Origin of the sequence: Klebsiella sp. V115_8, assembly GCF_029967715.1 — a bacterium.
GTDB classification, from domain to species: domain Bacteria; phylum Pseudomonadota; class Gammaproteobacteria; order Enterobacterales; family Enterobacteriaceae; genus Klebsiella; species Klebsiella quasipneumoniae.
Genome location: NZ_JASCAR010000044.1, coordinates 1 through 25,894, shown reverse-complemented (window position 1 = coordinate 25,894; position 25,894 = coordinate 1). Strand labels below are relative to the sequence as shown.

General features: G+C 61.5%; 24 protein-coding genes. 10 read left to right on the top strand and 14 right to left on the bottom strand.

Going from position 1 to position 25,894, the window contains the following annotated elements; all coding sequences use genetic code 11:
• Window positions 1–82: 82 nt before the first annotated feature.
• From QLG03_RS21550 to QLG03_RS21525, 6 genes are all read left to right on the top strand, one after another.
• On the top strand, window positions 83–997 hold the full coding sequence (locus tag QLG03_RS21550) for a LysR family transcriptional regulator (protein WP_023289470.1): 915 nt from the start codon (window positions 83–85) through the stop codon (window positions 995–997).
• A 134-nt stretch (window positions 998–1,131) separates the two neighbouring features.
• Window positions 1,132–1,563, top strand: coding sequence for a MarR family transcriptional regulator (locus QLG03_RS21545; protein WP_023289469.1), 432 nt, complete (start codon window positions 1,132–1,134; stop codon window positions 1,561–1,563).
• Window positions 1,563–3,215, top strand: a complete 1,653-nt coding sequence (locus QLG03_RS21540; RefSeq protein ID WP_032452666.1) for an MFS transporter — start codon at window positions 1,563–1,565, stop codon at window positions 3,213–3,215. The genes QLG03_RS21545 and QLG03_RS21540 overlap by 1 nt, the downstream gene beginning before the upstream one ends.
• A gap of 28 nt (window positions 3,216–3,243) precedes the next feature.
• Window positions 3,244–4,329 (top strand): HlyD family secretion protein, encoded by a 1,086-nt coding sequence (locus QLG03_RS21535; protein ID WP_023289467.1) that lies wholly within the window; start codon window positions 3,244–3,246, stop codon window positions 4,327–4,329.
• On the top strand, window positions 4,326–5,705 hold the full coding sequence (locus QLG03_RS21530; RefSeq protein WP_110237613.1) for an efflux transporter outer membrane subunit: 1,380 nt from the start codon (window positions 4,326–4,328) through the stop codon (window positions 5,703–5,705). The genes QLG03_RS21535 and QLG03_RS21530 overlap by 4 nt, the downstream gene beginning before the upstream one ends.
• Window positions 5,706–6,380 (top strand): O-methyltransferase, encoded by a 675-nt coding sequence (locus QLG03_RS21525; protein ID WP_072199069.1) that lies wholly within the window; start codon window positions 5,706–5,708, stop codon window positions 6,378–6,380.
• A gap of 60 nt (window positions 6,381–6,440) precedes the next feature.
• Here the strand turns inward: QLG03_RS21525 and hrpA are convergent, their stop codons facing one another.
• The gene (gene hrpA, locus QLG03_RS21520) at window positions 6,441–10,343 is read right to left on the bottom strand and encodes an ATP-dependent RNA helicase HrpA (protein ID WP_255987428.1); all 3,903 of its coding nucleotides are present in this window, start codon (window positions 10,341–10,343) and stop codon (window positions 6,441–6,443) included.
• A gap of 203 nt (window positions 10,344–10,546) precedes the next feature.
• On the opposite strand from hrpA, the gene azoR reads away from it, so the two are divergent.
• The 3 genes from azoR (at window position 10,547) to nadS (ending at window position 12,014) form a co-directional block, all read left to right on the top strand.
• Window positions 10,547–11,152 carry an FMN-dependent NADH-azoreductase gene (gene azoR, locus QLG03_RS21515; RefSeq protein WP_002902889.1) on the top strand — a complete coding sequence of 202 codons (606 nt, stop codon included), beginning with the start codon at window positions 10,547–10,549 and terminating at the stop codon, window positions 11,150–11,152.
• 243 nt (window positions 11,153–11,395) lie between these two features.
• Entirely contained in the window at window positions 11,396–11,728 is a 333-nt protein-coding gene (locus QLG03_RS21510; RefSeq protein ID WP_008805112.1) for a type II toxin-antitoxin system RelE/ParE family toxin, read from the top strand.
• A gap of 1 nt (window position 11,729) precedes the next feature.
• Window positions 11,730–12,014, top strand: a complete 285-nt coding sequence (nadS, locus tag QLG03_RS21505; protein ID WP_255987426.1) for a NadS family protein — start codon at window positions 11,730–11,732, stop codon at window positions 12,012–12,014.
• A 32-nt stretch (window positions 12,015–12,046) separates the two neighbouring features.
• Here nadS and paaY read toward each other — a convergent pair whose 3' ends face one another.
• From paaY to paaA, 13 genes are all read right to left on the bottom strand, one after another.
• Window positions 12,047–12,643, bottom strand: coding sequence for a phenylacetic acid degradation protein PaaY (paaY, locus tag QLG03_RS21500; protein ID WP_032452657.1), 597 nt, complete (start codon window positions 12,641–12,643; stop codon window positions 12,047–12,049).
• A 9-nt stretch (window positions 12,644–12,652) separates the two neighbouring features.
• Entirely contained in the window at window positions 12,653–13,579 is a 927-nt protein-coding gene (gene paaX / locus QLG03_RS21495; protein WP_072199087.1) for a phenylacetic acid degradation operon negative regulatory protein PaaX, read from the bottom strand.
• A 99-nt stretch (window positions 13,580–13,678) separates the two neighbouring features.
• A complete protein-coding gene (gene paaK, locus QLG03_RS21490) occupies window positions 13,679–14,995 on the bottom strand; it encodes a phenylacetate--CoA ligase PaaK (protein ID WP_255987425.1) in 1,317 nt (438 codons plus the stop codon).
• 26 nt (window positions 14,996–15,021) lie between these two features.
• The gene (pcaF, locus tag QLG03_RS21485) at window positions 15,022–16,227 is read right to left on the bottom strand and encodes a 3-oxoadipyl-CoA thiolase (RefSeq protein ID WP_044522629.1); all 1,206 of its coding nucleotides are present in this window, start codon (window positions 16,225–16,227) and stop codon (window positions 15,022–15,024) included.
• Entirely contained in the window at window positions 16,227–16,649 is a 423-nt protein-coding gene (gene paaI / locus QLG03_RS21480; protein ID WP_023289458.1) for a hydroxyphenylacetyl-CoA thioesterase PaaI, read from the bottom strand. The genes pcaF and paaI overlap by 1 nt, the downstream gene beginning before the upstream one ends.
• Window positions 16,639–18,063 carry a 3-hydroxyacyl-CoA dehydrogenase gene (locus QLG03_RS21475; RefSeq protein WP_072199070.1) on the bottom strand — a complete coding sequence of 475 codons (1,425 nt, stop codon included), beginning with the start codon at window positions 18,061–18,063 and terminating at the stop codon, window positions 16,639–16,641. The genes paaI and QLG03_RS21475 overlap by 11 nt, the downstream gene beginning before the upstream one ends.
• A complete protein-coding gene (paaG, locus tag QLG03_RS21470) occupies window positions 18,064–18,852 on the bottom strand; it encodes a 2-(1,2-epoxy-1,2-dihydrophenyl)acetyl-CoA isomerase PaaG (protein WP_064157551.1) in 789 nt (262 codons plus the stop codon).
• A 2-nt stretch (window positions 18,853–18,854) separates the two neighbouring features.
• Window positions 18,855–19,622 (bottom strand): 2,3-dehydroadipyl-CoA hydratase PaaF, encoded by a 768-nt coding sequence (gene paaF / locus QLG03_RS21465; protein ID WP_023289455.1) that lies wholly within the window; start codon window positions 19,620–19,622, stop codon window positions 18,855–18,857.
• A complete protein-coding gene (gene paaE / locus QLG03_RS21460) occupies window positions 19,619–20,689 on the bottom strand; it encodes a 1,2-phenylacetyl-CoA epoxidase subunit PaaE (RefSeq protein ID WP_255987988.1) in 1,071 nt (356 codons plus the stop codon). Before paaE ends, paaF begins: the two co-directional genes overlap by 4 nt.
• A gap of 7 nt (window positions 20,690–20,696) precedes the next feature.
• On the bottom strand, window positions 20,697–21,194 hold the full coding sequence (gene paaD / locus QLG03_RS21455) for a 1,2-phenylacetyl-CoA epoxidase subunit PaaD (RefSeq protein WP_023289453.1): 498 nt from the start codon (window positions 21,192–21,194) through the stop codon (window positions 20,697–20,699).
• 11 nt (window positions 21,195–21,205) lie between these two features.
• Window positions 21,206–21,961: a 1,2-phenylacetyl-CoA epoxidase subunit PaaC gene (gene paaC / locus QLG03_RS21450; RefSeq protein ID WP_255987423.1), complete on the bottom strand. Its 756-nt coding sequence runs from the start codon at window positions 21,959–21,961 to the stop codon at window positions 21,206–21,208.
• A 7-nt stretch (window positions 21,962–21,968) separates the two neighbouring features.
• A complete protein-coding gene (paaB, locus tag QLG03_RS21445; protein WP_023289451.1) occupies window positions 21,969–22,256 on the bottom strand; it encodes a 1,2-phenylacetyl-CoA epoxidase subunit PaaB in 288 nt (95 codons plus the stop codon).
• Between the two features lie 11 nt (window positions 22,257–22,267).
• Window positions 22,268–23,197 (bottom strand): 1,2-phenylacetyl-CoA epoxidase subunit PaaA, encoded by a 930-nt coding sequence (paaA, locus tag QLG03_RS21440; RefSeq protein WP_032452647.1) that lies wholly within the window; start codon window positions 23,195–23,197, stop codon window positions 22,268–22,270.
• 286 nt (window positions 23,198–23,483) lie between these two features.
• On the opposite strand from paaA, the gene paaZ reads away from it, so the two are divergent.
• A complete protein-coding gene (paaZ, locus tag QLG03_RS21435) occupies window positions 23,484–25,529 on the top strand; it encodes a phenylacetic acid degradation bifunctional protein PaaZ (RefSeq protein WP_050534148.1) in 2,046 nt (681 codons plus the stop codon).
• Window positions 25,530–25,894: the final 365 nt, after the last annotated feature.

The following is a 25,894-nucleotide window of genomic DNA, read 5'->3' as shown; positions in this document are numbered from 1 at the left end:
TGAATGTTATTAAATATATACTTCCCTTTTACATTGATAACAATTAATCTATTCCGAACGCGGTGTTAGCTGGAAATTAACAATGAAAACGTTGCCTGATTTGCAACAAATTGAAATATTAATACTCATAGTGAAACATGGCAGTTTTCGGCAAGCTGCCAGAGCATTAAATCTTTCACCGCCGGCCCTCACCAGCGCTATTAATCATCTGGAAGAAAAATTAGGCGTGCGCCTGCTCAATCGTTCGACGCGCAGTTTGTCTTTAACCGCGGTGGGTGAGGAATTTCTTAATAATATGACGCCGGTGGTGAATGATTATCGCCGGGTGGTCGACAGTCTGAATTATCACCGTCTGACCCCGGAAGGGGTGGTGAAAGTCAATTTACCGCGCATAGTTCTCGACCTTTTCTTTCAGCGCTATTTTATTGCTTTTAAAACCGCCTATCCTGACGTGACGCTGGAGCTGTTTACCACCGATCGGAAAGTGAATATTATCGAGTCCGGTTTTGACGCTGGCATTCGCTATTCCCGGGACGTGCCCAAAGATATGATTGCCATCCCCTTTGGCGAGAAGCTGTCGCTGATCCCGGTGGCCAGCCCGGACTATCTCCACGAGGCCGGAGCGCCCGACACCCCGCAATCGCTGGTCAATTTCCGCTGCATCAACCGCTGTTTTCCCAGCGGCGAAAAGTACCGGTGGGAATTTATCAGCCCCGACGGCGAGCCAGGCGAAGTCGCCGTCAAGGGCGATCTGGTCGTCGATTCCGATACGGCGATGATCCAGGCGGCGGAGAGCGGGCTGGGGATCGCCTTCGTCTATCAGTCGCTGGTGTCCGCGCAACTGAACGCCGGCAGCCTGGTCCGCTTATTACCCAGCTACCGCTACCCGGCGGATCATTTCTGCGTCTACTATCCGAGTCGCAAACATATTCCCGCGCCCCTGCGCGCTTTTATCACCTGGGTGATGGCGCAGAATAAGAGCATCCTCCATGAGTAAATGGCCTGAGGGGGTATCCTCCTGTCGCCACAATAAACGCACACACCGTTAACCATTTTTTATCCTTTCCCTTGAATTCCGCCGGTTGTCAGACATAAACTCGTTAGAGCTCTAACGATTTTGGCAGACGACCTATGGACCATCGACAGCTTAACTTCTCCCATCTTTTATATCTGACCGCCCATCACTGGCGGCTGGCGGTTAATCGTCGGCTGAAAAACCTCGGTCTCAGCCAGGCCAGCTGGGTGGCGGTCGCCGCCATCGCCCGCCACCACCAGCCGCTGTCGCAAAGCGAACTGGCGCAGGAGCTGGGAGTGGAGAGCCCGACCATTGTGCCGCTGATCAACCGCCTGGTGGCCCTCGGCCTGGTGGAGCGCGTCACCACCGACCGCGATAAACGCAAGCGGCTGCTGGTGGTCACCGACCAGGGGCAGGCCCTCTTCGAGCAGGTCAAAACGGTGGCGGACGATCTGCGTGAAGAGATCCTGACGGCGATCACGCCGCAGGAGCGGGAACAAACTCAGCGGGTGCTGGAAAAGCTGTTGCGCGAAGTGGAGAAGAAATAATGCCCCGTCGCCAGAGTAACCCCTACGTCCCTCATGACTGGGCGCCGCATGAAAAACCGGCCCTGCTCGGCTCGCCATCGACGCCGCTGCACAGCCCGGCGAAGCGCCTGGCCTACGGGGTGGTCGGACTGCTGGTGTGCCTCACCGGCGCGCTGGGCAACGCGGTGGTCACCGCCAATCTGCAGCTGCTGCAGGGCACCTTCGCCGCCTGGTCGACGGAGATCGCCTGGCTACCGGCGGTGTATGTCATGACCAACGTCTCCATTAACCTGCTGCTGGTGAAATTTCGTCAGCAGTTCGGGCTGCGCGCCTTTACCGAAGGCTTTCTGGTGCTCTATGTGCTGGTCACCTTCTTCCACCTGTTCGTCAACGATCTCAGCTCGGCGATGATGGTCCGCGCCGCCCACGGCATGGTGGCCGCGGCGCTCAGCTCGCTGGGGATCTACTATCAGGTGCAGGCCTGGCCCGCCCGCCACCGCCTGAAAGGGCTGACTATCGGTATCACCGGCTCGTCGCTGGCCATTCCGCTGGCGCGCCTCTTTTCCACCGAGCTGCTGCAGATCGATGAATGGCGCGGGCTCTACTTCTTTGAGCTGGGGCTGGCGCTGGTGTCGCTGGCCTGCGTCATCGCCCTCAAGCTGCCGCCGAGCGATCGTAAAAAGGTGTTCGAGAAGAAGGATTTTATTACCTTCTTCCTGCTGGCCCCCGGCATGGCGCTGGTCTGCGCGGTGCTCTCGCTGGGGCGGCTCGAGTGGTGGTTCGAAGCGCCGTGGATCGGCTGGTCGCTGGCCGCGGCGGTGGTGCTGATCGTCGCCGCCATCGCCTTTGAGCATAACCGCAGCAATCCCCTGCTCAATACCAAATGGCTCTCCAGCGGCAGTATCCTGCGCCTCGGTCTGATTATGCTGCTGATCCGCATCGTGCTGGCGGAGCAGAATACTGGGGTGATCGGCTGGCTGCAGTACGTTGGCCTGCAAAACGAACAGATGACCAACCTTGCGTGGTCAATTTTCGCCGGCATTCTGTGCGGGATCATCGCCAGCTGCCTGACGCTTAACCCGCAGAAGCTCTACTGGCCGACCGCCACCGCCCTGGCGCTGATCATGGTGGCCTCGCTGCTCGACAGCCAGTCTAACGCCCTCACCCGTCCGGAACAGCTGATGTTCAGCCAGTTTTTGCTTGGCTTCGGCAGCGCCTTCTTTCTGGCGCCGGCGATGCTCGCCGGCATTGGCGGGGTGTTCGCCGATCCGCGCAACCTGGTGAGCTTCTCGGTGCTGTTCGGCATGAGCCAGAACATCGGCGGTCTGCTGGGGTCGGCGATACTCGGCACCTTCCAGACCTGGCGGGAGAAATTTCACTCCAGCCAGCTGGCGGACCAGATCACCACGCTCAACCCGCTGATCGTCGAGCGGCTGCAGCAGTACAGCCAGATGTACCAGAGCCAGATTGGCGACAGCACGCTGCTTAACGTCCAGGCCACCACCCTGCTGCAAAACGCCGCGACGCTGCAGGCCAATATTCTCGCCTGGAATGACACCTATCTGCTGACGGCGGCGATCTCCGCCGGGACGTTAGTGTGGGTTTTCTGGCGCTTAATTCGCTTACGACTGACCGCCCGTATCGCCTTAAAACGCGCCACCGGCAGCAAATAATTATCATCATTTCATCTCTGGAGTCGTTATGAGTCAGCAGGATGCGGCCAAACAACAGGCCAACACCCGGAACAACATTCGCGTGGTCTCCATTTTTACCGCCGCGGCGATAGGCTTCGTCGGCGTACTGGTGATCCTCTATGCCTGGCAACTGCCGCCGTTCACCCGCCATAGCCAGTTTACCGACAACGCCTACGTGCGCGGGCAGACCACCTTTATCAGTCCGCAGGTCAACGGCTACATCACTGCCGTCAACGTCAAGGATTTCGCCATCGTTCAGCCGGGCGAGGTGCTGTTCCAGATAGACGATCGCATCTATAAGCAGCGGGTGCACCAGGCCCAGGCCACCCTGGCGATGAAGGAGGCGGCGCTGCGCAACAACCTGCAGCAGCGCAAGAGCGCCGAGGCGACAATCGCCAAAAATGAAGCCGCGCTGCAGAACGCCCGCGCGCAGAATCTGAAAATCCAGGCTGATTTAAAACGGGTGCAGGAGCTGACCGCCGATGGATCGCTGTCGATCCGCGAGCGGGATTCCGCCCGCGCCAGCGCCGCCCAGGGAGCAGCGGATATTGAACAGGCGAAAGCGGCGCTGGAGATGTCGCGCCAGGACCGCGAATCGACCATCGTCAATCGCGATTCACTGGAGGCCGACGTGGCCAGCGCCAAAGCCGCCCTCGAGCTGGCGCAGATTGACCTGCAGAATACGCAGATCATCGCCCCCACCGGCGGCCAGCTGGGGCAGATTTCGGTGCGCCTTGGCGCTTACGTCAGCGCCGGAACCCATCTGACTTCGCTGGTGCCGCCGCAGCACTGGGTGATCGCCAACCTGAAAGAGACCCAGCTGGCCGATGTGCGTATCGGCCAGCCGGTTACCTTCACCGTTGACGCGCTCAACGGCGAGACCTTCCACGGCAAGGTGCAGAGTATCTCCCCGGCGACCGGGGTGGAGTTCAGCGCCATTTCGCCGGACAACGCCACCGGCAACTTCGTCAAGATCGCCCAGCGCATCCCGGTGCGCATCACGGTTAACGAGGGGCAACGCAACAGCGAGCGCCTGCGCCCCGGCATGTCGGTGCAGGTGACCATTGATACCCGCGCGGAGAAGCAGCCATGATCCGCCCGGTCACCCTTGCCATCGTCCTGGCGCTGGTCGGCTGTCAGTCCGCCGATGTGCAGCGCGCCCAGCCGACGCTCGCCATCCCTGCCGCCTGGCGGGCCGACGTTGGCCCTGCCAGCCCGGTGGAAGGCGTATGGTGGCGCAATTTTCATGACAGCGCGCTGAATCAGTATGTCGACCGGGCGCTGCGCTATAACAGCGATGTGCTGATCGCCCGCGAGCGGGTGAATGAGTATCAGGCGCGGGCGTATGCCGCCGACAGCAGTCTTTTCCCCTCGCTGGATGCCAGCCTGACCGGCACCCGCGCCCGCGCGCAGTCCGCCGCCACCGGCCTGCCGATCCACAGCACGCTGTACAAAGGCGGCCTGACCGCCAGCTATGATGTCGATATCTGGGGCGCGAACCGCAGCGCGGCCAGCGCCGCCGGGGCCAGCCTCGAGGCGCAGAAAGCCGCTGCCGACGCGGCCAATTTGAGCGTCGCCGCCTCGGTGGCCGTGGGCTATGTGACGCTGCTGTCGCTGGATGAGCAACTGCGGGTCACGCAGCAGACGCTCCAGGCGCGGGAAGACGCCTGGCGCCTGGCCAAACGTCAGTATGAAACCGGGTATACCTCGCGCCTTGAGCTGATGCAGGCAGATTCGGAGCTGCGCTCCACGCGGGCGCAGCTCCCGCCGCTGCAGCACCAGATTGCGCAGCAGGAAAACGCCCTCAGCGTGCTGCTGGGGGACAACCCCGGCGCGATAAAACGCGGCGAATTCGCCGGGCTCACCCCGCTGCGTCTGCCCTCGCAGCTGCCGTCCACCTTGCTCAACCGCCGCCCGGATATCGTACAGGCCCAGCGTCAGCTGGTCGCCGCCGATGCCACCCTGGCCTCGTCCCAGGCGCAGCTGCTGCCGTCTATCAACCTGACCGCCACCGGCAGCCTGCAGGACCGGACGCTGCCGGATCTGCTGGACAACCCGCTGCGACTCTGGAGCATTGGCGGTAGCATCCTGGCGCCGCTGCTTAACCGCCAGGCGTTAAATGCCCAGGTGGATGTCTCGATGGCCCAGCGCAACCAGGCGCTGTACAGCTATGAGAAAACGGTGCGCGGCGCGTTTAAAGAGGTTAATGACAGCCTGGACGCCATTAGCCGCTACGGCGAACAGCTGACCGAACTGCAGGGGCAGGAGGCGGTGGCGGAAGAAACATTGCGCATTGCGCAGAACCGCTACCGTAACGGCTACTCTTCGTATCTGGATGTGCTTGATGCCCAGCGAACGCTGTTCTCCACCCAGCTTAGCGTGGTACAGGTGAAGAATAACCTGCTGCTGGCGCAGATCGATCTATACCGGGCGCTGGGAGGCGGCTGGTCTGACTCATCAGGGAGCTAAATGGGGAAGCGTCATATGCAACAACAGTGGTCTGCAGTAGACAATTATTTGATTGAGGCCTTAATTCCCAGCGATCCTATGCTCGATCGGGTACTGGAAAACAACCATCGTGCCGGGCTCCCGGCACACGATGTCGCCGCCAATCAGGGTCAGTTTCTCGCCTTGCTGGTACGGCTTACCCAGGCTAAGCGGATCCTGGAGATCGGCACCCTCGGCGGCTATAGCACCATCTGGATGGCGCGCGAGCTTCCTGCCGACGGCCAACTCCTCACCCTGGAGGCCGACGCGCATCATGCCCGCGTGGCGCGGGAGAATCTGCAGCTGGCGGGTGTTGACCAGCGGGTCACGCTGCGGGAGGGGCCCGCGCTACAGTCCCTGGAGGCGCTTGGCGAATGTCCCGCTTTCGACCTGATCTTCATCGATGCCGATAAGCCGAATAACCCCCATTATCTGCGCTGGGCGCTGCGTTATTCCCGCCCGGGAACCTTAATTATTGGCGATAACGTGGTACGCGACGGCGAAGTGGTCAACCCACAGAGCGCCGACGAGCGCGTTCAGGGCGTGCGTCAGTTCATTGAGATGATGGGCGCCGAGCCACGGTTGACGGCAACGGCGCTGCAAACCGTGGGCACGAAAGGCTGGGACGGCTTTACCCTGGCGTGGGTCAACGCTTAAGCGTGGACGCCTGGCCCGTCGCCCCGGTAAGCGCAGCGCCACCGGGGACAACCGGCCAGGTTACGGCGTAATCTGCTCCATCGCCTGCAGCACGCGTTTGTCCGAGATAGGGTACGGGGTCCCCAGCTGCTGGGCGAAGAAGCTCACCCGCAGCTCCTCGATCATCCAGCGGATCTCCCGGACATCGTCGTCCTCACGGCGGTTCGGCGGCAGCTTATTCAGCCACTGCTGCCACGCCTGCTGCACGCTCTCGATTTTCAGCATCTGCGCGCGGTCGCGGTGCGGATCGATAGCCATCTTCTCCAGACGCTTTTCAATCGCCTGCAGATAGCGCAGCGTATCGCCAAGACGACGGAAGCCATTGCCGGTGACAAAGCCGCGGTAAACCAGCCCCGCCATCTGCGCTTTGATGTCCGACAGCCCCAGCGCCATGGTCATATCCACCCGGCCTTTCAGCCGTTTGTTGATATTGAACACCGCGGTGAGGATCTGCTCGACCTGTTTGGCGATCTCCACGACCGTCTCGTTGAGCTCGGCGCGAACTTTATCATGCAGCTGGCTAAAGCCCTCTTCCGTCCACACCGGCCCGCCCGCCTCGTCGATAAGCTTATCAACGCCGCAGGAGATGCAGTCGTCAATCAGATCCAGCACTTTGCCGTACGGGTTAAAATAGAGCCCGAGCTTGGCTTTGTTCGGCAGCTTCTCGTGCAGATACTTAATCGGCGACGGAATGTTAAGCAGCAGCAGGCGACGCAGACCGCGCCACATGGCCTGCTGCTGTTCCTGTGGATTATCAAACAGCTTGATCGCCACGCTGTCGCGCTCGTCCACCAGCGCCGGCCAGGCTTTCACCTTATAGTTGCCGCGCTTCTGTTCGTAACTCTCCGCCAGGGTGCCAAAGCTCCAGATATGCAGCCCGCTCTGCTCGATGCCGTCATCAGCGACCGCCGACAGCGTCTCCTGAACTTTGCCCTTCAGCGCCTCTTTCAGCGCCTGCAGCGAGCGCCCTTCCTGCAGCTTCTTGTTTTTGTCGTCCACCACCCGGAAAGTGATTTTCAGGTGATCGGGCACCTGATCCCACTGCCAGGCTTCGCGGTCGATGGTCACGCCGGTCATCCGCCGCAGTTCGCGCTCGAGGGAGTCGAGCAGCGGCAGCTCCAGCGGCGTCGCCCGGCCAAGAAACGCTTCCGCATAGTTGGGCGCCGGGACGAAATTGCGCCGCACCGGCTTCGGCAGCGATTTTATCAGGGCGATAATCAGCTCCCGGCGCAGACCGGGGATCTGCCATTCAAACCCGGCCTCCTCCACCTGATTAAGCAGCGGCAGCGGAATATGCACCGTCACGCCGTCGGCGTCGGCGCCCGGCTCGAACTGATAGGTCAGACGCAGCTTCAGATTGCCCTGGTGCCAGAAGTTCGGATAGTCCAGTTTGCTGACCTGCTCCGCCCCTTCCTTAATCAGCATGCTCTTCTCAAAGTTGAGCAGATCCGGGGTGTCGCGGCTGGCCTGCTTCCACCAGGCGTCAAAATGCCGGGCGGAGATGACGTCGTGGCTGATGCGCTGGTCGTAGAATTCGAACAGGGTCTCGTCATCCACCAGAATGTCACGGCGGCGCGACTTATGCTCCAGCTCTTCGATTTCCGCCCGCAGCTTCAGGTTCTCCCGGAAGAAGGCGTGGCGCGTTTGCCAGTCGCCCTCCACCAGCGCGTGGCGGATAAACAGCTCGCGGCACAGCGCCGGATCGATCTGGCTGTAGTTGACCTTACGTGCGCCAACGATCGGCAGGCCATAGACGGTGACCTTTTCCGTCGCCATCACCGCGCCCTGCGCCCGCTCCCAGTGCGGCTCACTGTATGAGCGTTTGATCAGGTGCTGCGCGACCGGCTCCACCCACTCCGGCTCAATGCGGGCGGCAATGCGGCCCCACAGCCGGCTGGTTTCCACCAGTTCCGCCACCATCGTCCACTTCGGCGGCTTTTTAAACAGACCGGACCCCGGGAAGATGGAGAAGCGGGCGTTACGCGCGCCGGTAAACTCCTGTTTATCGGCATCCTTCATGCCGATGTGCGACAGCAGACCGGTCAGCAGCGCAGTATGGATCTCGCGGTATTCCGCCGGTTCGCTGTTGATCGGCAGGCCAAGCTCTTTCACCACCTGACGCAGCTGGGTGTAGATATCCTGCCACTCGCGCACGCGCAGATAGTTCAGAAAATCGACCCGGCACTGGCGGCGGAACTGATTCGACGACAGCGCCTTCTGCTGCTCGCCGAGGTAGTTCCACAGATTGACGAAGGCGAGGAAATCAGACTCTTTATCGTGAAAGCGGCGGTGCTTCTCGTCGGAGGCCTGCTGCTTATCCATCGGCCGCTCGCGCGGATCCTGAATCGACAGCGCGGAGGTGATGATCATCGCTTCCCGCACGCAGCCGTGCTTCTGGGCCTCCAGCACCATCCGCGCCAGGCGCGGGTCCACCGGCAGCTGGCTGAGCTGGCGGCCCATCGGCGTTAGCTTATAGGCGGTGGCCTGCTCATCGGTGGTGATCGCGCCCAGCTCTTCCAGCAGGCGCACGCCGTCCTGAATGTTGCGCTTATCCGGCGCTTCAACGAACGGGAAGGCGGCGATATCGCCTAAGCCCAGGGCGGTCATCTGCAGGATGACCGACGCCAGGTTGGTGCGCAGAATTTCCGGGTCGGTAAATTCCGGGCGCGACAGGAAATCGTCTTCTGAATAAAGACGAATACAGATCCCTTCCGAGACGCGGCCGCAGCGGCCTTTACGCTGGTTGGCGGAGGCCTGGGAAACCGGCTCGATCGGCAGGCGCTGCACCTTGGTGCGGTAGCTGTAGCGGCTGATACGCGCGGTACCGGGATCGATAACGTACTTGATGCCCGGCACGGTCAGCGAGGTTTCCGCCACGTTGGTCGCCAGCACGATGCGCCGTCCGCTGTGCGGCTGGAAGACGCGGTTCTGCTCGCTGTTGGACAAGCGAGCGTACAGCGGCAGCACTTCGGTATGGCGCAGATCCAGCTTATTCAGCGCATCGGCGGTATCGCGAATCTCCCGCTCGCCGCTCATAAAGATCAGAATATCCCCCGGCCCTTCGCGCCCCAGCTCGTCGACGGCATCAAAGATCGCCTGCAGCTGATCGCGCTCGGTATCGTCCGCCTCTTCCACTATCGGCCGGTAGCGCACTTCCACCGGGTAAGTCCGCCCGGAGACTTCGATAATCGGCGCATTATTGAAATGCTTTGAGAAACGTTCCGGGTCGATGGTCGCCGAGGTGATGATGATTTTCAGGTCAGGACGGCGCGGCAGCAGCTCTTTCAGGTAGCCGAGCAGGAAGTCGATGTTCAGGCTGCGCTCGTGCGCTTCATCGATAATGATGGTGTCATACTGCATCAGCAGGCGATCCTGCTGGATCTCCGCCAGCAGAATACCGTCGGTCATCAGCTTGACCATGGTGTTTTCGCTGACGTGATCGCTAAAGCGGACCTTATAGCCGATACAACCGCCCGGCTCCGTTTGCAGCTCCTCGGCGATACGGTTGGCGACGGTTCGCGCGGCCAGACGACGCGGCTGGGTATGGCCGATCAGCCCTTTCAGCCCGCGGCCCAGCTCCATGCAGATTTTTGGCAGCTGGGTGGTTTTACCCGAACCGGTCTCCCCGGCGACAATCACCACCTGGTGATCGCGTACCGCCTCGAGAATTTCTTGTTTTTTCTGGCTAACCGGCAGGTTTTCCGGATAGGTGATGGCCGGTCGCGCCGCTTCGCGCAGCAGGACTTTACCGGCTGCCTGGCTTATCTCCTGCGCCATCTCCTGGAGGATGGCCTGTTGCGATTCAGGATTTTTAACCTTCTTCACGCCGTGCAGACGGCGGGCAAAGCGCGTTTTGTCGCGCAGCATCAGGCCGTCGAGCTGTTGATAAAGCTGGGGGAAGGTGATTTTTTGTTGTTCTGTCATAGCGTTATCGGGCAGAGCTCTGCCGGGAAAATCTCTTTTGAAGTATTGCCTTAGAGTACCACATCTGTGTCATCCATGCCTTGTTCAAAAAATCTGAACATAGGATTCGATATATTGCGCTATCTCTGTGGCGCGATTGTGAATACAGTGTCATCAAGCACCAGGGCACTGACCCGTCAATCACATTAAAAAAGGAAACACCCATGAGCAAAGTATTAGTTCTGAAATCCAGTATTCTGGCAGGGTACTCACAATCTGGTCAGCTTTCCGACTATTTTGTTGAACAATGGCAGGAAAAACACCCGGGCGACGAGATCACCGTGCGTGACCTGGCCGCTAATCCGATCCCGGTTCTGGATGGTGAACTGGTTGGCGCCCTGCGTCCGAGCGACGCGCCGCTGACGCCGCGTCAGCAGGAAGCGCTGGCCCTTTCCGACGAGCTGATCGCCGAACTGAAAGGCAATGATGTGATTGTTATCGCTGCGCCGATGTACAACTTCAACATTCCGACGCAGTTGAAAAACTATTTTGACCTGGTGGCTCGCGCCGGCGTGACCTTCCGCTACACCGAAAAAGGGCCGGAAGGTCTGGTGACCGGTAAACGCGCGGTCGTCGTGACCAGCCGCGGCGGTATCCATAAAGATACCCCGACCGACCTGGTCACCCCGTACCTGTCCACCTTCCTCGGCTTTATCGGCATCACCGACGTGAACTTCGTGTTCGCCGAAGGTATCGCTTACGGCCCGGAAGTCGCGGCCAAAGCGCAGTCTGACGCAAAAGCGGCCATCGACAGCGTGGTTGCAGCCTAATATTTCCACTCCCGCCGCCCGGTGGGAGTGTTTTTTCCCCCTCGCCCATCGCCCTTTTACGAGCCGCCTCGTAAATTCACACATCATTCCAACGCCTTAAGCCACCAGTCTGTACCATGGCTGTCGCCGCGCGAATCTGGCTCACTCCCGGTCGCTGACGGCAACCGTTGTCATGGTCAAAAACAGGAGTGCGTACTATGTACACTCGATGGTGTACATGGTACCTTAGCAAGGAGCGTTTTCGTGTGTCATGCCATTGAATTTATCGAAACGTCGCTATTTACCCGCCAGATAAAACAGCTGGCCAGCGATGAAGATCTGAGGGCACTGCAGAGGCAACTCATAGGCAATCCGGATTTCGGCGATCTTATCCAGGATACCGGCGGGTTACGGAAAATAAGAATGGCGACAGGCTCACAGGGAAAAAGCGGCGGCGTGCGGGTGATTTATTTTCTGGCAACCCGCGAGATTATCTATCTCGTCTTAGCCTACCCGAAGCACACCAAAGAGAGCCTGAGCGCAGCGGAAAAAAACGAACTCAGGAAACTGACCCGGCGACTAAAAAATGAGGTTTGAAATGGGTTACTTCGACGAGCTTAAAGCGTCCCTGGAAGAGGCTGTTGAGATCAAAGACGGCTACAAGGCCTCAGCCCGAGCGACGCGTTATGAAGTTGCTGATGTGAAAGCCATCCGCACGCAGCTTAATGTTTCGCAGGCGGAAATGGCAAAAGCGCTGGGTACCAGCGTGGATACTATCAAAAGTTGGGAGTCCAGGCGGCGCAACCCGACAGGCCTGGCAGCAAAAGTACTGGCGGTTATCCAGGCCAACCCGGCGTTCTTTCGCGAACTGGCTGAGCACTAATCCACTGAGCCCCTCCGGGTTGCCCTGGAAAGTTAGCGCTGCGTTTTTGGCCGCAGGTTTTCATCAAATTCCAGCCGCTTACGCCCCTCTTCCACTTCCCGTAATGGCTCAACCTGATGCAGCGTCTGCTTACAGCGTTCCACCAGCACCTGGTATTCACGGGTGCCATGCTTTTTCCACGCCAGCTCCTGTTCGCTCAGGACGCGAATCGCTTTTGCCGGGCTGCCGATGATCAGATGGTTGGCGGGCATCTCGGCGTTGGCTTTGACAAAGGCCGAGGCGCCGACAATGCTGTTTTCGCCGATGGTCGCCCCGTCGATAATCACCGCGCTCATGCCCACCAGCGCGTTGCGGCCAATCACGCAGCCGTGCAGAATAGCGCCGTGGCCGATATGTCCGTCCTCTTCCACCACCGTATCCTGGCCGGGGAAGCCGTGCATCACGCAGTTGTCCTGAATATTGGCCCCGTCTTTGACCACGATACGGCCAAAATCGCCGCGCAGGCTGGCGTTGGGCCCAACATAGACCCCTTTGCCGAGGATCACGTCGCCAATCAACACCGCGGTCGGGTGGACGTAACTCTCCTCCGGCACCACCGGGGTAAGTCCATCAATCTGATAAATCGGCATGCAACCTCCTTATGCGCCCGGCAAACCGCCAAAGCGCTGATAATAGAGCGGGCCCGGCGCGGGAAGCTCGCCGACCGAGCTTTCACCTTTCTCGCTGACGAACGCCAGCGCGCCGGGACTCACCCGTTGGTAAATATTGATACACAGCTGGCGGGCGGTTTGCCCCGCCCAGTGCGCCGGCAGCAGCTCTTCCGGCAGCAGCGGATCTTTGAGCACCACCCGGCGATAGAAATGAATCAGCAGGAGCTGGATCTGAAAGCTGCGTTCCGGCGTTAACTCCGCGGGGTCGCAATCGCGCAGCAGCGGCAGTAACGGCCGGAATAACGAGATAAAGGCCTCATACATCTCGTTTTGTTCGGTGAGATGCCAGCACTCCTCCACCCGGCTGCGCAGCGCCGCCCGGGAGAGCGCCAGCGGCGAGTGAGCTTCAAAACAGATGACGTTTTCGGCGACCCCCGCTTCATGGAGCAGCGACTGGACATCCGCCAGCTTTTGCGACGGCGAGGCTAACAGGCTCGGCGCCAGCGCGCCAAACCCCTGCCACAGCAGCTGCTTTTTGACGTCGGCCAGCACATTTTTCTCCAGGCCTTCCGAAAGCAGCAGCAGCCAGGTGCCGTCCCATTCCGGAGCGTTCGCGCGATAAATTTTATGTTCCGCGCGTCGGGTCAGGCGCAGCCCTTTGTCGCTCAGACGATAAAAGCTGCGACGGCCGATACGGACGACATCGAGCCACTCTTCTTTATTGAGGCGAAACAGCGCGGTGCGGACGAAACGCTCGCCGAAGCCTAATCCTTCCAGCAGCGCCGCGACGCTGCCCAGCCACACTTCCCCACCGCGTTGTAATAAGGCGTCGCCATACAGCGAGGCGATTAATGACGTGCCGCTGATCGGCGTCGCCGTCACCGCTTGTTGAATAAAGGCGTCGAGTTTGCTCATCTGATTCATTCTGTTGTTATATTTTTCCTTTATGAATCATAGCACAGGAAATTCCCGGCCTACGGCGTAAAGGCCTCAGCCGGGTTATCTGGGAGAGAATTAACCGCTGACCACCGCTTTACGCAGGTCGAATACGCGACAGGCTTTGCCTTCAGAGCGCGGAATGCCGCCGCAGTTGACGATGGTGATATCGGTGGAGATCCCGACCATCGACTTAATGCGGTGGCGCAGCTGGTGACAAATCTGGCAGCGCTGTTCGTGACTCAGCGCCAGCCCGCTCTCTTTCAGCTCCACGCGCACTGCCAGCGAATCGAGATGGCCGCGGCGATTCACCTCCAGCTGGTAGTGCGGCGCCAGGTGTTCAAACTTAAGGATCTCTTCTTCCAGCTGCGACGGGAAGACGTTAACCCCGCGGATGATCAGCATATCGTCACTGCGTCCGCTGATGCGGTCCATACGGCGCATGGTGCGCGCGGTGCCCGGCAGCAGGCGCGTCAGATCGCGGGTACGGTAGCGGATCACCGGCAGCGCCTCTTTGGTCAGCGTGGTGAACAGCAGTTCGCCGTGTTCGCCATCGGCCAGCGGCGTGCCGTCGTCCGGGTTAACGATTTCCGGGAAGAAGTGGTCTTCCCAGATGGTCGGACCGTCAACGGTTTCCAGACACTCCATCGCCACCCCCGGGCCCATCACCTCTGACAGACCGTAAATATCCAGGGCGGTGATCCCCAGCCGGCGCTCGATCTCCGCGCGCATCGCCAGGGTCCACGGCTCGGCGCCAAAGACGCCGACGCGTAATGAACAGCCGCGGGCATCGCCGGCCATCTGGCGCTCCAGCTCTTCAATCAGATTCAGACAGTATGACGGCGTCACCATGATCATATCCGGCTGGAAATCGCGGATCAGCTGCGCCTGTTTTTCGGTCTGTCCGCCGGACATCGGGATCACCGTCGCGCCTAAGCGTTCCGCGCCGTAGTGCGCGCCAAGGCCGCCGGTAAACAGGCCGTAGCCGTAGGCGACGTGAATTTTATCTTTCGCCGTGCCGCCGGCGGCGCGCAGCGAACGGGCGACGATATTGGCCCAGTTATCAATATCGTTTTGCGTATAACCCACCACCGTCGGTTTGCCGGTGGTGCCGGATGAGGCATGAATGCGCACCACCTGCTCCATCGGCACCGCGAAGGTATCGAAGGGATAGTTGTCGCGCAGATCCTGTTTGGTGGTGCACGGGAATTTGGTCAGGTCGCTCAGTTCGCGGAAGTCGTCAGGGTGCACGCCTGCGGCGTCGAATTTACGACGATACATTGGCACATTGTTATACGCATGATTCAGCGTCCACTTCAGACGCTGGGTTTGCAGGGCCTGCAGCTCATCACGCGAGGCGGTTTCAATCGGATCTAATTTTGTAGTAGTTATCATTGTAGGGTACTCGCAGGTAAATTAGCTCACACTCGCTCGAGGATCATGGCGATGCCCTGACCCACGCCAATACACATCGTACACAACGCATAGCGCCCGCCGCGGCGCTGCAGCTCAAGGCTGGCGCTCAGCGCCAGACGCGCGCCGCTCATGCCCAGCGGATGGCCTAAAGCGATGGCGCCGCCGTTGGGATTCACATGCGCCGCATCGTCCGGCACGCCGAGCTGTCTGAGCACCCCCAGCGCCTGGGCGGCGAAGGCCTCATTCAGCTCAATCAGATCCATATCGTTAATATTGAGCCCCGCCCGCTCCAGCACTTTACGCACCGCCGGTACCGGCCCCAGCCCCATCAGGCGCGGCTCGACGCCCGCCGTCGCCATCGCCACGATCCGCGCCCGCGGCGTGAGACCCTGGCTAGCGGCCTGCTGTTCGCTGGCGATGATCAGCGCCGCGGCGCCGTCGTTGACGCCGGAAGCATTGCCCGCGGTAATGACGCCGCCTTGACGGAACGGCGCTTTCAGTTGCGCCAGCTGCTCAAGCGTGGTTTCCGGTCGCGGATGCTCGTCCTCGCGCACGTCGCTAAGCGCCCCTTTCCGGCCGACAACCTGCACCGGCACGATCTCCTGCGCCAGAATGCCGTCGCGCTGGGCCTGCGCCGTGCGCTGCTGGCTGCGCCAGGCGAAAGCATCCTGATCGGCGCGGCTGATATTTAACAATTCGGCTACATTCTCGGCGGTTTCCGGCATGCTGTCAGTTCCGAAGTGTTGCGCCATGAGCGGGTTCACAAAACGCCAGCCAATGGTGGTGTCGAACAGCTCCGCCTGACGCTGATACGGCGCGCTGGCCTTCCCCATCACAAACGGCGCGCGCGACATCGACTCCACGCCGCCGGCAATCAGCAGATCGGCATCGCCGGCTTTGATCGCCCGGGCGGCAAAACCGACGGCGTCCAGCCCGGAGCCGCACAGGCGGTTGAGGGTGGTTCCCGGCACCGTATGCGGGTAGCCGGCCAGCAGCGTCGCCATATGCGCCACATTGCGGTTATCTTCGCCCGCCTGATTCGCGCAGCCGTAAATCACATCATCGATCGCGGTCGGGTCAAGCCTGGGGTTGCGGCTCAGCAGCGCACGCAGCGGGATCGCCGCCAGGTCGTCGGCGCGCACGCTGGCCAGCGCGCCGCCGTAGCGGCCAATCGGCGTGCGGATCCCGTCACAAATAAAGGCCTCGCGCATTACACTTCTCCTGTGATTGTGCCGCCGATGCGGTGCGATTTGCCGCGAAACAGGGCCACAATTTTTTGCTGTTGATTAACAATTTCAATGTCGTAGACCCCGGTCAGCTTGCCCTGCTGTTTGACTCTGGCGGTGGCGACCAGCCGGTCGCCGGCAAACGCCGGGCGGAGAAAATCAATGCTGGCCGCCGAAGCCACCGCCGCCAGCCCCTGGCTGTTACAGGCGTAGGCGAAAGCGGTATCGGCAAGGGTAAATAGCTGACCGCCGTGGCAGGTTTGATGGCCGTTAAGCATGTCCGGCGAGACGGTCATGGTCATCTGCGCAAAACCGTCGTCCATTTCGATGAGTTCGATCCCCATCGTTCTGGCGCAGGTATCTTTTTCATACATCGCGCGCGCGTTGCGCCAGGCGTCATTGCTCATGGTGCTTCTCCATCAGCGCCTTCTGGCGCAACAGGGAGCCGGGGCGATAGCGCTCCTCGCCATAATGGTGGTGCAGGTTCTCCAGCAGGCGCAGCACGCGGCGCCAGCCGAGGCTGTCCCCCCACGCCAGCGGGCCCTGCGGGTAGTTGACGCCCAGACGCATGGCGGTATCGATATCCTGTGCGCTGGCCACCCCTTTCTGTAGTGCATCCAGCGCTTCGTTAATCAGCATCGCCACCGTGCGCCACACCAGCAGGCCGGGATAATCGGCGATACGCAGCACGTTCTTGCCCTGCTGCTGGAAGTAGTGCACCGCTTTGTCCGTCGCCGCCGGCGCGTTGGTCGCCGCTGCGGCCAGCACTACCGTATCGCTGGCGCACAGGTCATACACCACCACCGGACGGCGATGCTTAACGCTCAGCGCCAGGGCAGTCTCGCCTTCGGTCTCCAGCAATAGCAGCTCGTCCAGCTCGGTGACGCTGTCACTTATAGTGATGACGGATTGAGCGCCATGGGCAACCGGCGGCAGCGCCGCCGCCGTCCTGACTTCCGCAGGCCAGCGATAGACGCCATGGCCGCTCTTTTTGCCCAGCCGCCCGGCCAGCGCCAGCTCTTGCTGGAGTAGCGATGGCAGGTAACGGCGGTCCTGCCAGAAAGCGTTAAATACCGAGCAGGTCACGGCGAAGTTGACGTCCTGGCCAATCAGGTCCGTCAGCGCCAGGGGCCCCATCGGGAAACCGCCGCCGTCACGCAAAGCGGCATCGATAACCTCCGGGGCGGCCACCTGCTCCTCCAGCGCCCGCCAGGCTTCGGCGTAGAATGGACGCGCCACGCGGTTAACGATAAAGCCGGGCGTCGAGCGGCAGCGCACCGGCCGTTTCCCCCAGCCGCTCACGCACTGGCACAACTGCTCCACCACTTCCGCAGACGTCGCCAGGCCGCTGACGACCTCCACCAGCTTCATGACCGGCGCCGGATTAAAGAAGTGCAGCCCGGCGACGCGTTCGGGATGCTTTACCCCGGCGGCGATGGCGGTAATCGAAATCGACGAGGTGTTGCTGGTGAGCAACGTTGACGGCGCGCAGATCGCCGCCAGCTGCGCGAACAGCGCCGTTTTTACCTCCAGGCGTTCAGAGGCCGCTTCGATCACTAAATCTGCGTCGGCCAGCGCGGCTAAATCGTGGGCCGGATGCAGGCGTGCCAGCAGCGCGTCGGCCTGCTCTGACGCCAGTTTGCCGCGCTCGACCCGTGAGGCGAGCCGCCTGGCAATACCCTCTATCGCCCGGGCGATGGCCTGATGATCGATGTCGTAAATCAGCACCGGATGCCCGGCGGCAGCCGCCACTTCGGCGATGCCGGCCCCCATGGTGCCGCTGCCGATCACCGCCACGTTGGCTATGGATGTCGTCATCATCTATTTCCCGCTGAACAGTGGTGGCCGTTTGGCCAGAAATGCGCTGACCCCTTCGCGGTAATCATCGCTGCGCCCGGCGAGGCGTTGATAATCGCGCTCCAGGTCCAGCTGCGCGTCGAGACCGTTGGTTTCCGCCGCCAGCAGCGCCTTTTTAATCAACCCAAGACCCAACGTCGGCTGAGCCGCCAGATGGCGCGCCAGCTGCAGACTGGTGTCCGCCAGTTCGGCATCATCCACCAGCTGCCAGATCATCCCCCACTGCGCGGCCTGTTCCGCGCTGAGGCTATCGCCCAGCAGCGCCAGCCCCATGGCGCGCGCGCGGCCGGCCACCCGCGGCAGGAACCAGCTGCCGCCGCAGTCCGGCACCAGCCCGAGCTTGCTGAAGGCCATCACAAACTTGGCCGAACGCGCGGCCAGCACGATATCGCAGCCCAGCGCCAGGGTGGCCCCTGCGCCAGCGGCTACGCCGTTGACCGCGCAAATCACCGGTTTCGGCAGCGCCGCCAGACGACGCACTAACGGGTTGTAAAAGCGTTCCACCGACAGGCCGAGATCCGGCGGCGGGCCGCTGGGGTCGACGTTGCGGTCGTTCAAATCCTGGCCGGCGCAAAAGCCGCGGCCGGCGCCGGTGATCAGCAGGCAACGCACGCCGTCGTCGCGCTCGGCCTGCTTCAGGCATTCCGCCAGCTGTTGATGCATCAGGTCGTTAAAACTGTTGAGGCGGTCCGGGCGATTGAGGGTAATGGTCATGACGCCCTGTTCCACTGCGCTGAGAATGAAAGCTTCCACGATTAGCGTCCTTTAAAGTCCGGGGTACGTTTTTGTAAGAAGGCGTCGATGCCTTCGCGGCGGTCTTCGGTGGCGCTCAGCAGGGTGAACAGCTGGCGCTCCTGCTGGAGACCGGCCTGCAGGCTCACCTCCTGCGACAGGCGCAGCGACTGTTTCGCCGCCCGGAGCGCCAGCGGCGCGTGGCGGGCGATGGTGGTCGCCAGTTGCAGGGCATATTCATCGGTTAACGCCGCCGGATGGATATCGCTCACCAGCCCGGCCTGCTGCGCCTGACGGGCGTCAATACTCTCGCCGCTCAGCACCATCCGGCTGGCCAGCGCCTTGCCAACGCTGCGGATCAGCCGCTGGGTGCCGCCAGCGCCCGGCATGATGCCGAGGGTAATTTCCGGCAGGCCAAAGCGGGCGTTGTCCCCGGCGACAATCAGGTCGCACAGCAGGGCCAGCTCGCAGCCCGCGCCGAGGGCGTAACCGTTGACCGAGGCGATCAGCGGTTTGGGGAAGGCATCGATACGCGCCCACAGCCGCGGGCGGATATCATCCAGGGTCGCCGGGAGATCTTTCTCCGCCATCTCGTTCAGGTCGGCTCCGGCGGCAAAGAAGCGCGGATTGCCGCTGATGACGCAGACGCTGACGTTGTCATCAGCGGCCGCGGCCTCCAGCGCCTCGGCAATCCGGGTTAATAAGGCATTGTTCAGCGCGTTGCGGGCCTGCGGACGGTTGAGCGTCAGCTGCAGCACCCGGCCATGGCGGTGGATCATCAGCTCGCTCATGCCATCCCCCGCGCGTCAAAGTCGACCACCACGTCGCCGCTGGTGGGCAGCGCCTGGCAGCTCAGCACGTAACCCGCCGCCAGCTCATCCGCTTCGAGGCTATAGTTGGCGGCCATCGCCACTTCGCCGCGCAGCACTTTGCATTTACAGGTGGCGCACACCCCGCCCTTGCAGGCAAACGGCAGGTCTGCCCCCTGGCGCAATGCGGCATCCAGAATGCTGTCGTCTTCGGCGCTGAGGGCGATCAGCCGATCGCGCCCGTCCTGGCGGATGGTTACCGTGCGCCCTTCCGCCTGCACCCCGGCGGCGCGCTTAACGCTGCCGCCCGGCGTATTGAAGCGTTCGAGATGAATGGCGTGCTCCGGCACGCCGAGCTCGCGCAGGGTCGTTTCCGCCTCATCCATCATCGTCGCCGGGCCGCAGATAAAGGCCTCGTCGAAACGACTGAAATCCAGCAGATGGTCCGCGAGCTGGCGCAGTTTGTCGCCATCGATGCGCCCCTGCAGCAGATCGCTGTCCATCGACTCCTGGCTGAACAGATGCACCACCTGCAGGCGCTGCGGATAGCGGTCTTTTAAATCGGCCAGCGCCTGGCGGAACATCATGCTGTGGCTGCTGCGGTTGCCGTAGATCAGCGTGAAGCGGCTGTGCGGCTCGGTGGCCAGGGTGGCGCTAACGATCGCCATCATCGGCGTGATCCCGGAGCCGGCGGCGATCGCCAGATAGTCGCCCTGCCGTTCAGCCTGCGGCTGATAGCCGAAATGCCCCTGCGGCACCATTACCTCCAGCTCCATCCCCTGCTGGATAGCGTGCTGGGCGAAGCGCGAGAAGCGCCCGCCGTCGATGGCTTTGACCGCGACGCTGATCTCTCCCGGCGTAGGGCTGCGGCAGATGGAGTAACAGCGGCGCAGCTCTTCACCGCCCAGTCGGGCTTTCAGCGTCAGATGCTGGCCCGGACGAAAGCAGTACTCCGCCTGCAGGGCTTGCGGAATCGCAAACGTAATGGTCACCGCATCGCGGGTTTCCGACTCGACTCTCGCGACCTTAAGCGCATGGAACATCGTCATGGCAACCTCAAATACATTTAAAGTAATCAAAGGGTTCCCGGCAGCTGTCGCAGCGATAGAGCGCTTTGCAGGCCGTGGAACCGAATTCGCTAATCAGCGAGGTGCGGGTGCTGCCGCAGCGCGGACAGCTCACCTCGGCGGGCATTTCCGCGTGGCAGGCGTGCCCCTGCGGCGGGCTGATGCCGTACTGGCGCAGGCGCTCGCGGGCCTCCTGGCTCATCCAGTCGGTGGTCCACGGCGGGTCCAGCTGCAGGACGATGTGGACCGGCAGATAACCATGCTCGCTCATCACCGCGCGGATCTCGCTCAGCAGATGCTCCGTCGCCGGGCATCCTGAATAAGTCGGGGTAAAGCCAATCACCCACCCGTCGCCGTGGCGCGCGACGCTACGCACCATGCCGAGATCGGTGATGGTGAGTACCGGCACTTCCGGATCCGGGATCGCGCTTAACACACCCCAGATGGCGCGCACCTCGGCGGGAGCGATGTCATCTAAACGTTGCATCGTCCCCTCCCTTACCACTGCAGGCCGGGATGGGAACGCTGCAGATATTGCATCTCCGCCAGCAGCGGGCCGAGATGTTCACTGTGCAGCCCCTGTTTGCCGCCGCTGCGAAAGGCCGCTTCCTGCGTGACCGGTAAGCCTGAGTCAAGCAGCGCGGTATGCACGGTGCTTTGCCATTCGGCCTGAAGCTCGCGCGGATCAACCGCAATGCCCTGCCCGGCCAGGCTGAGCTCCAGGTCATCGGCAAGGAACAGTTCGCCGGTAAAGCGCCACAGATTGTCGACCGCCTGCTGCATTTTGCGATTTGAAACCTCGGTGCCGTGACCAAGACGCTCCAGCCAGCCGCGGCTGAAGCGCTGGTGGTAGCGCACCTCTTTCAGCGCTTTGGCGGCAATGGCCGCCAGCTGCGCGTCGCGGCTGTTCACCAGCCGGCTGTACAGGGCGACGTGCCAGACGTCGATAAAGAACTGGCGGGCGATGGTGTCGGCAAAATTGCCGTTCGGCTGCTCCACCAGCAGCAGGTTGCTGAACTGTCGCTCATCGCGGCCAAAGGCCAGGGTATCTTCATCGCCGCAGCCGTTAAGCTCGGCGGCATAGCTCAAAAAGTTGCGCGCCTGGCCAAGCAGATCGAGGCCGATATTGGCCAATGCGAGATCGATCTCCAGCTCCGGGGCATGGCCGCACCAGGCGCCTAAGCGCTGGGCCAGCACCAGGCCGTTGTCGCCAAGACGCAAAGCGTAGGTGGCTACAGGATTGGGGTTATTCATCGCCGCCTCACATATGTTCCATGCCGTCCGGCACGGTATAGAAGGTCGGATGACGGTAGACTTTGCTTTCCGCCGGGTCGAAGAATTCGCCGCGCGCTTCCGGCTGCGAGGCGACGATTTCGCTGGCCTTCACCACCCAAATGGAGCAGCCTTCGCTGCGGCGGGTGTAGGCGTCGCGGGCGTTCTCCAGCGCCATTTGATCGTCGGCGGCATGCAGGCTGCCGACGTGACGATGGGAAAGCCCCTGTTTGCTGCGAACGAACACTTCATATAACGGCCAGTAAACTTTGCTCATGTTGTCTCTCCTTATGCCGCGCTGCGGGCCTGCTGTTTTTGCGCATGGGCCAGCGCGGCTTCGCGAACCCACTCGCCCTCTTCCCAGGCCTTACGCTTGGCGGCCAGCCGCTCGTGGTTGCACACGCCACGGCCGCTAATCACCTCGTTAAACTCCTGCCAGTCGATCTCGCCGAAGCGGTAGTGGCCGCTGGCTTCATCAAAGTGCAACTCCGGGTCCGGGACGGTCATGCCGAGGATCTCCACCTGCGGCACGGTGTTGTCGACGAAGCGTTGACGCAGCTCGTCGTTGGAGTGCAGTTTGATTTTCCACGCCATGCTGCGGGCGCTGTTCGGCGAGTTGTCGTCGTTGGGGCCAAACATCATCAGCGCCGGCCACCAGAAGCGGTTAATGGCGTCCTGCAGCATCTGCCGCTGGGCGTCATTACCCTGCGCCAGCGCCATGCAGGCTTCGAATCCCTGGCGCTGGTGAAAGCTCTCTTCTTTGCAGATTTTGACCATCGCCCGGGCATAGGGGCCGTAGGACGTCCGGCACAGCGCCACCTGGTTGACGATGGCCGCGCCATCGACCAGCCAGCCGATCACGCCGATATCGGCCCAGCTCAGCGTCGGGTAGTTAAAAATGGAGGAGTATTTCATCTGCCCGTCGAGCATCTTCTGATACAGATCTTCCCGCGCGCAGCCAAGGGTTTCCGCGGCGCTATAGAGATACAGCCCGTGGCCGGCCTCATCCTGCACTTTAGCCAGCAGGATCGCTTTGCGGCGCAGAGTGGGCGCCCGGGTGATCCAGTTGCCTTCCGGCAGCATGCCGACGATTTCCGAGTGCGCATGCTGACCAATCTGACGGATCAGGGTTTTACGATAGGCATCCGGCATCCAGTCCTGCGGTTCGATGGCCGTTTCCTGCGCGATGCGCTGGTCAAAGCGTTGTTCTTCTGTCACGTCATCACCTTTATGATTCCGATATTCACACAACAATCGTTTATGTGAATCACTTTGTTTATTGAAGGTTACATATTGGTTAAAGAAAACCACAAATTTTGTTTGCTCTTTTTGTGATAGCCTCCGCAAAACCTTTTGTAAACCACAACAAATACAGTTAATTAGGCCGAAAACATAACGTCATCGCGATCACAATGTTAATAATTTATTAAATACGCGCTTGCATTTTATGATTCATAAAAGAACTATTTATAGACATTCCACGTAACATATTTGGAGATTCGCGATGCAGCAGTTAGCCAGTTACTTATCCGGCGCCTGGCAGACCGGCCGGGGCCGCGCCCGTACTATCCATCACGCCATCACCGGCGCGGCGCTGTGGGAGGTGACCAGCGAAGGCCTGGATATGGCGCAGGCGCGCCGCTTCGCAATTGAGCGCGGCGGTCAGGCTCTGCAAGCCATGACCTTTATTGAACGCAGCGCGATGTTAAAAGCGGTAGCGAAACATCTGCTGGAGCAGAAAGACCAGTTCTACGCGATTTCCGCGCAAACCGGCGCCACCCGCGCCGACAGCTGGGTGGATATCGAAGGCGGCATCGGCACCCTTTTCACCTATGCCGGGCTCGGTAGTCGCGAACTGCCGGACGATATCCTGTGGCCGGAAGACGAGCTGATCCCGCTCTCTAAACAGGGCGGTTTTGCCGCGCGTCACGTGCTGACCTCAAAATCAGGCGTCGCTGTGCATATCAACGCCTTCAACTTCCCCTGCTGGGGAATGCTGGAAAAACTGGCCCCCACCTGGCTGGCCGGCATGCCGGCGATCGTTAAACCGGCCACCGCTACCGCCCAGCTCACCCAGGCCATGGTGAAGGCGATTGTCGACAGCGGCCTGGTGCCGGAAGGCGCCATCAGCCTGATTTGCGGCGGCGCGGGCGATCTGCTCGACCATCTCGACAGCCAGGACGTGGTGACCTTTACCGGCTCAGCCGCCACCGGCCAGCAGCTGCGGTCGCACCCCAACCTGGTGGCCAAATCGATTCCCTTTACCATGGAAGCGGATTCGCTCAACTGCTGTGTGTTAGGCGAAGACGTCACGCCGGAGCAGCCGGAGTTCGCGCTGTTTATCCGGGAAGTGGTCCGCGAGATGACGGCGAAAGCCGGGCAAAAATGTACCGCTATCCGCCGCATCATCGTCCCGCTGGCGCAGATCAATGCGGTTAGCGATGCGCTGATCGCCCGCCTGCATAAAGTGACCGTCGGCGACCCGGCGCAGGAAGGGATTAAGATGGGGGCGCTGGTTAATCACGAGCAGCGTCAGGACGTTCAGGAAAGCGTCAATAAACTGATTGCCGCCGGCTGCGAAGCGCTGCTTGGCGGACAGGCGGACCTCAGCGCGGCCGGGGCCTTTTTCCCGCCGACGCTGCTCTACTGCGCGCAGCCGGATGAAACCCCGGCGGTTCACGCCATTGAAGCCTTTGGTCCGGTGGCGACCCTGATGCCCTACCAGGATCGCCAGCATGCCCTGGCGCTGGCTCGTGCCGGCGGCGGCAGCCTGGCGGGCACCCTGGTCACCGCCAGCGGCGAACTGGCGCGCGAGTTTATCCTCGGCGCCGCCCGCGCCCATGGCCGTATTCAGATACTGAACGAGGCGTCCTCGGTCGAATCAACCGGCCACGGTTCGCCGCTGCCGCAGCTGGTGCACGGCGGCCCCGGGCGCGCCGGCGGCGGCGAAGAGCTCGGCGGACTGCGTTCGGTGAAACACTATATGCAGCGCACCGCCGTCCAGGGCAGCCCGACGATGCTGGCGACCATTGGCCAGCAGTGGGTGCGCGGCGCCCAGGTGAGCGAAGACCGCATACACCCGTTCCGCAAATATTTCGAAGAGATCCAGCCCGGCGACAGTTTGCTGACCCCGCGGCGGACCCTGACCGAAGCGGATATCGTTAACTTCGCCTGTCTGAGCGGCGACCATTTCTACGCCCACATGGACAAAATCGCCGCCGCCGACTCGATTTTCGGCGAGCGCGTGGTCCACGGTTATTTCCTGATCTCCGCGGCGGCCGGTCTGTTCGTCGATGCCGGCGTCGGGCCGGTTATCGCTAACTACGGCATGGAAAACCTGCGCTTTATTGAACCGGTCAAGCCGGGAGACACCATCCAGGTGCGTCTGACCTGTAAGCGGAAAACCGTTAAACGTCAGCGTAGCGCCGAGGAGAAAGCTACCGGCGTGGTGGAATGGGCGGTGGAGATTTTCAACCAGCACCAGCAGGCGGTGGCGCTGTATTCCATTCTGACCCTGGTGGCGCGCCAGCAGGGGGATTTCCCGGCGTAATGGCGGAATCTGTTGGCCGAACCTTGAGCCATTGAGACTGCAAGCGGTGTGCAACGGTTTCGCCGCGGGAAGTCCTTTATGTTATCTGCGGCTTCAGCGTAGTTTGCGCGGGCCTACTGGCAGTCAGACCCGGACAGGTAGGCCGGGTAAGGCGCAGCCGCCACCCGGCACAAAACCGGCTCCGTGCCCGCTGTCCTTGCCCGGCGGCGCTGCGCTTGCGCGGGCCTACTGGCAGTCAGACCCGGACAGGTAGGCCGGGTAAGGCGCAGCCGCCACCCGGCACAAAATCGGCTCCGTGCCCGCTGTCCTTGCCCGGCGGCGCTGCGCTTGCGCGGGCCTACTGGCAGTCAGACCCGGACAGGTAG